We start from the raw sequence: 4,093 nt of genomic DNA, 5'->3' as shown, positions 1-4,093 counted from the left end.
CTGGCCGGGCTGGTCGCGACACCCCGGTTGAGCGCCGCGCACGCCGCGTCCTTGGGGGCGCTCGCTTCGGGTACGGCGATCCTGGCGGCCCCGGCGGCGCTGGCCCGGCTGGCCGACGTGGTGGATCTGCGGCTCGCCTTCCTGATCACGCTGCCCCTGCTGGCCGCCCTGCTCCTGTTGCGCCGCCAGTGACGATCGACACCGCCGTACCCCTGTTATTTCAGATTTGAAGGAGTATGGTTCTGGGCATGACCGAACCGCTCAGCGCCACCCAGCAGGCCGCCTGGCGCGCCTTCGTGGAGAGCAGTTGGGCGCTGCACAACCGCCTCGAGGACGACCTGCGGGCCGACACCGGGCTGAGCATGGCGGACTACCACGTGCTGGTCGTGCTCTCCGAGGCGCCGGAGCACCGGCTCCGGATGGGTGAGCTGGCCGGCCGCCTGGTCTTCTCGCCCAGCCGGTGCACCTACCAGATCACCACGATGGTCAAGCGTGGCCTGGTCCGGAAGCAGAGCTGCTCCGACGACGGCCGCGGCCAGGAGGCCGTGCTGACCGACGCCGGGATGGCCGCGCTGACCGCCGCCGCACCGCTGCATCTCGCCACCGTGCGGGAGACGTTCATCGACGACCTCGACGATGCCGAGCTCGCCACCATCACCCGCGTCTTCGGACGCCTGGGCCCCCGACTGCGCACGCAGCCGGTCGCAGTCTGAGGGAGAAGATCATGCCAGCGATCACCGTCGACGACGTCCTGGTCCTGCCGCGCCTGCCGCGGCTCGACCCGGCCACCACCAGCTACCGGCCGGTGCGCCGGCTGACCACCGCCCCGTCCGGCTTCGAGGGCGAGGGCTTCCCGGTCCGGCGCGCCTTCGCGGGCGTACCGGTGAACGAGCTCGACCCGTTCATCCACCTCGACCAGATGGGCGAGGTCGACTACGCGCCGGGCGAGCCCAAGGGCACCCCGTGGCACCCGCACCGCGGCTTCGAGACCGTCACCTACATGATCGACGGCACCATGGACCACCAGGACTCCCTCGGTGGCGGCGGCACGATCACCAACGGCGACACCCAGTGGATGACCGCGGGCGGCGGCATCCTGCACATCGAGGCCCCGCCGGAGAAGCTGGTGACCAGCGGCGGGCTCTTCCACGGCCTGCAGCTGTGGGTCAACCTGCCCCGCGCGGCCAAGATGATCGCCCCGAAGTACCAGGACATCCGCGGCCGCGAGTCGGCCCTGCTGACCACTCCCGACGGCGGCAGCCTGATCCGCGTGATCGCCGGCGAGGTCGCCGGGCACGCCGGCCCCGGCTCGACGTTCACCCCGATCAACCTGGCCCACGTCACCCTGCAGCCGGGCGCCCAGCTCGACCTGCCCTGGCAGCCCGACTACAACGCCCTGGTCTACGTGCTGGCCGGCCGCGGCACGGTCGGCGTGGAACAGCGCCCGATCCAGATCGGCCAGCTCGCGTCCCACGGCGCCGGCGACTCGATCCGGGTGAGCGCGGACAAGACCCAGGACACCAACATCCCGGCGATGGAGCTGTTCATCATGGGCGGCCGGCCGATCCGCGAGCCGGTGGCGCACTACGGGCCGTTCGTGATGAACACCCGCGAGGAGCTCATGCAGGCGTTCGAGGACTACCAGAAGGGCCGCCTGGGAGTGATCCCGGCGGAGCGCCTGCCGCACACCAGCTGACAGCGAGCTAAACGGGCGGCGAGCAGAGGCCCAGCCACTGCTCGGCGCCCCAGGCATCGAACCGCTCGACCTCGGCGAACCCCAGCTTCGCCGCGAGCCGCATCGAGGCGACGTTGGCGGTCTGGGTGGTGAGCACCACCGACTCCCCGGGAAGCGCGGCGGCCAGCCAGCCGAGCGCCGCCGCGCATGCCTCGAAGGCGTAGCCGAAGCCCCAGGCCCGCGGCAGAAGCAGGTAGCCGAGATCGACCTTTCCCGCGGCAGCCGGTCGGCGGTGGCCAGTCGCCCTCCGCAGCAGCACCTGACCGATCATCTCCCCGTCGAGATCAACGACGAAGCTGCCGGGCCATCGGTCGGGGGCTGAGGGCAGGTCACGTTCGAGCTCGGCACGCGGCCGGGGACCACCGAGATAGGTGTGCACCTCGGGCGAGGCGAGCAGTTCGACGAAGACCGCACGGTCCCGGGTCGCGGACTGCCGGAGCGTGAGTCTGTCGGTTCTGATCGGCTCGGGCGGCCAGGCGACGGGTCCCAGATCCTGCATACCGCGCACGTTAAGGGGTAGGCGCCAGCTCGCTCCTGGCCCGCGTCAGTCGCAACCGAAGCCGTCGTTGTCCCGGTCCAGGTCGTAGATGTCAGTGCCGATGACCTTGACCACCTCGTCGACATAGGACGGTCCGTTGCCGATGCCACCGGCGCAGTCCACGTCGCTGTCGACCGGCACGCAGCCGCCGCTGTAGTTGGGGTCGCAGTCGGGCTCGCTCCGGGTTCCGATCGCTGTCACCTTGGTCACCGGCTTCTTGGTGACGACGGACTTGATGAGCCGCTTGCCGGACTGCACGCCGTCGGTCACGGTGACCTCGTAGGTCAGGGTCCTGACTCCGGCGACGCCGCGTACCCGGGTCTCGGTCGTTCCTTCCGGCAGCGATGAATCCTTGACTTTGCGGGTCTTGAACGCGATCTTCTGCGTCTCCTGAACCGTCCGCTTCTGCACCACGGGAGCCGCAACGGTCGCGCCGGTCTCACCAGGCGAAGCAGGCGGGACACTCGCGGCGACCGTTGCAGCAGCCGGGGATGGCGCGGCGGCCGCCTGTTCCGGCTGCTCATTCGCCGGGCGGGCATCTGCCGCCTGCCTGATCTCCGGGGTGTCGATGGCTGCGCCGACGACCGCGAGCCCGGAGAGTCCACCGCAGCACAGCAGGACGACGACGCACCCGACTTCTCAGCTTGTGAAGGATTCCTCCGCAGACCAGCCGACTCCGATGTGCTTCTGGTGGTGGCTCGGCTGCTCGACCTCGTCGATCAGCGCGATCGCCAGGTCCGCATAGGAGATCCGCGACCCGGCGTCCGCGGGCAGCACCCGATAACCGCCGAGCCGCGGGCCGCCGTGGTCGAAGTCGCCGGCCGGGCTGACCACCACCCAGTCGCCGTCGAGAGCAGCAACCCCGGCCGCATGGGCGAGGTAGAAGTCGCGCCACTCCTGCGGGTAGCCGTCGGTGTCCATCAACAGAGTGCCGTCGGCGGTGGGCAGCACGCTGGCCAGTCCGACCACGACGATCCGTCCCGCGCCGGCCGTGGACAAGGACTTCGCCGCTCGCACGAAGAAGTCCGGACCGCTCTGATAGACCGCGCTGATCACCGCGTCGGCGCCGGCGGCATGGGTTGCGGCGTCCAGCACATCGCCCGCGACGACCCGCGCCTCCGGCGAACCCTGGTAGCGGGAGGCGTCCCGGACGACCGCGGTCACGTCATGGCCGCGGGTCAGGGCCTCGGCCACAGCGGTACGCCCGGCCCGGCCGCCCGCCCCGAAGATCACGATTCTGCTCATGCCGGGACGCTATGCCGGCCCCCGATATCCGCTCGGATACGAAGGTGCGCCACGGTATCCCCCGGGATACCGGCCGGGCCGTTACCGTGGACCGATGCGTGTGCCGCTGGAGCCGGACATGTTCGATCCGGTCTGCCCGACGACCCTCACCCCGATCCGCTTCGGGGACAAGTGGGCGGGCATGATCCTCCGCTGTCTGGAGGGCGGGCCGCGACGCTTCTCGGAGCTACGGGTGCCGTTGCCCGGTGTCACCGCACGGACCCTCACCCGTTCGCTGCGCGGCCTCGAACGCGACGGTCTCGTCTGCCGCGCTGAGGGCCACGGCTATGCACTGACCCCGCTGGCCGTCAGCATGCTGGAGCCGATGAACGCTGCGTGCGCCTGGGCCCGCGAGCACTGGGACGAGCTCATCGACGCCCGCGAAGCCGGCCTCGGCCTGGCCGCCGACAGCCCACACTAGGCCGACAGCCCGCACTAGCAAGCGCCCGGACTCGCGGCCGGTCCGCGCGCCGGCCAGGGCCGGCACGCTCAGGTCCGCGGCCGGGTTCGCGTCGCACCGGCAACCGCCGGTCCGG

7 protein-coding genes are annotated in these 4,093 nt (G+C 71.0%); 4 read left to right on the top strand and 3 right to left on the bottom strand.

Translation table 11 applies throughout. The features are described 5' to 3' along the window. The 3 genes from AB0C29_RS36885 to AB0C29_RS36875 all read left to right on the top strand — a co-directional run. The coding region (locus AB0C29_RS36885) for a hypothetical protein (RefSeq protein WP_360830488.1) at positions 1 to 192 on the top strand (192 nt) is incomplete at its 5' end. A gap of 56 nt (positions 193 to 248) precedes the next feature. Then, positions 249 to 713 (top strand): MarR family transcriptional regulator, encoded by a 465-nt coding sequence (locus AB0C29_RS36880; RefSeq protein ID WP_360830485.1) that lies wholly within the window; start codon positions 249 to 251, stop codon positions 711 to 713. A gap of 11 nt (positions 714 to 724) precedes the next feature. Further along, complete coding sequence (locus tag AB0C29_RS36875; RefSeq protein WP_360830484.1) at positions 725 to 1,696, top strand: pirin family protein; 972 nt, start codon at positions 725 to 727, stop codon at positions 1,694 to 1,696. Positions 1,697 to 1,703: 7 nt separating this feature from the next. On the opposite strand, the gene AB0C29_RS36870 is transcribed toward AB0C29_RS36875, so the two are convergent. From AB0C29_RS36870 to AB0C29_RS36860, 3 genes are all read right to left on the bottom strand, one after another. Further along, positions 1,704 to 2,234 (bottom strand): GNAT family N-acetyltransferase, encoded by a 531-nt coding sequence (locus tag AB0C29_RS36870; protein ID WP_360830481.1) that lies wholly within the window; start codon positions 2,232 to 2,234, stop codon positions 1,704 to 1,706. 45 nt (positions 2,235 to 2,279) lie between these two features. After that, positions 2,280 to 2,687, bottom strand: coding sequence for a G5 domain-containing protein (locus AB0C29_RS36865; RefSeq protein ID WP_360830478.1), 408 nt, complete (start codon positions 2,685 to 2,687; stop codon positions 2,280 to 2,282). A gap of 225 nt (positions 2,688 to 2,912) precedes the next feature. Continuing rightward, positions 2,913 to 3,518, bottom strand: a complete 606-nt coding sequence (locus AB0C29_RS36860) for an NAD(P)H-binding protein (protein WP_360830475.1) — start codon at positions 3,516 to 3,518, stop codon at positions 2,913 to 2,915. A 94-nt stretch (positions 3,519 to 3,612) separates the two neighbouring features. Here AB0C29_RS36860 and AB0C29_RS36855 point away from each other — a divergent pair, with 94 nt between their 5' ends. Continuing rightward, entirely contained in the window at positions 3,613 to 3,978 is a 366-nt protein-coding gene (locus AB0C29_RS36855) for a helix-turn-helix domain-containing protein (RefSeq protein ID WP_360830473.1), read from the top strand. The last annotated feature ends 115 nt before the right edge of the window (positions 3,979 to 4,093 follow it).

This window comes from Actinoplanes sp. NPDC048791 (assembly GCF_040650095.1).
Taxonomy (GTDB): Bacteria; Actinomycetota; Actinomycetes; order Mycobacteriales; family Micromonosporaceae; genus Actinoplanes.
This window is presented reverse-complemented; position numbering and strand designations above follow the sequence as displayed.

What these genes read in the sequence shown, in the direction of transcription:
- AB0C29_RS36875 (WP_360830484.1), top strand. Translation starts at nt 725, where the DNA reads ATGCCAGCGATCACCGTCGACGACGTCCTGGTCCTGCCGCGCCTGCCG.
- AB0C29_RS36870 (WP_360830481.1), bottom strand. Translation starts at nt 2,234, where the DNA reads ATGCAGGATCTGGGACCCGTCGCCTGGCCGCCCGAGCCGATCAGAACC.
- AB0C29_RS36860 (WP_360830475.1), bottom strand. Translation starts at nt 3,518, where the DNA reads ATGAGCAGAATCGTGATCTTCGGGGCGGGCGGCCGGGCCGGGCGTACC.
- AB0C29_RS36855 (WP_360830473.1), top strand. Translation starts at nt 3,613, where the DNA reads ATGCGTGTGCCGCTGGAGCCGGACATGTTCGATCCGGTCTGCCCGACG.
- AB0C29_RS36880 (WP_360830485.1), top strand. Translation starts at nt 249, where the DNA reads ATGACCGAACCGCTCAGCGCCACCCAGCAGGCCGCCTGGCGCGCCTTC.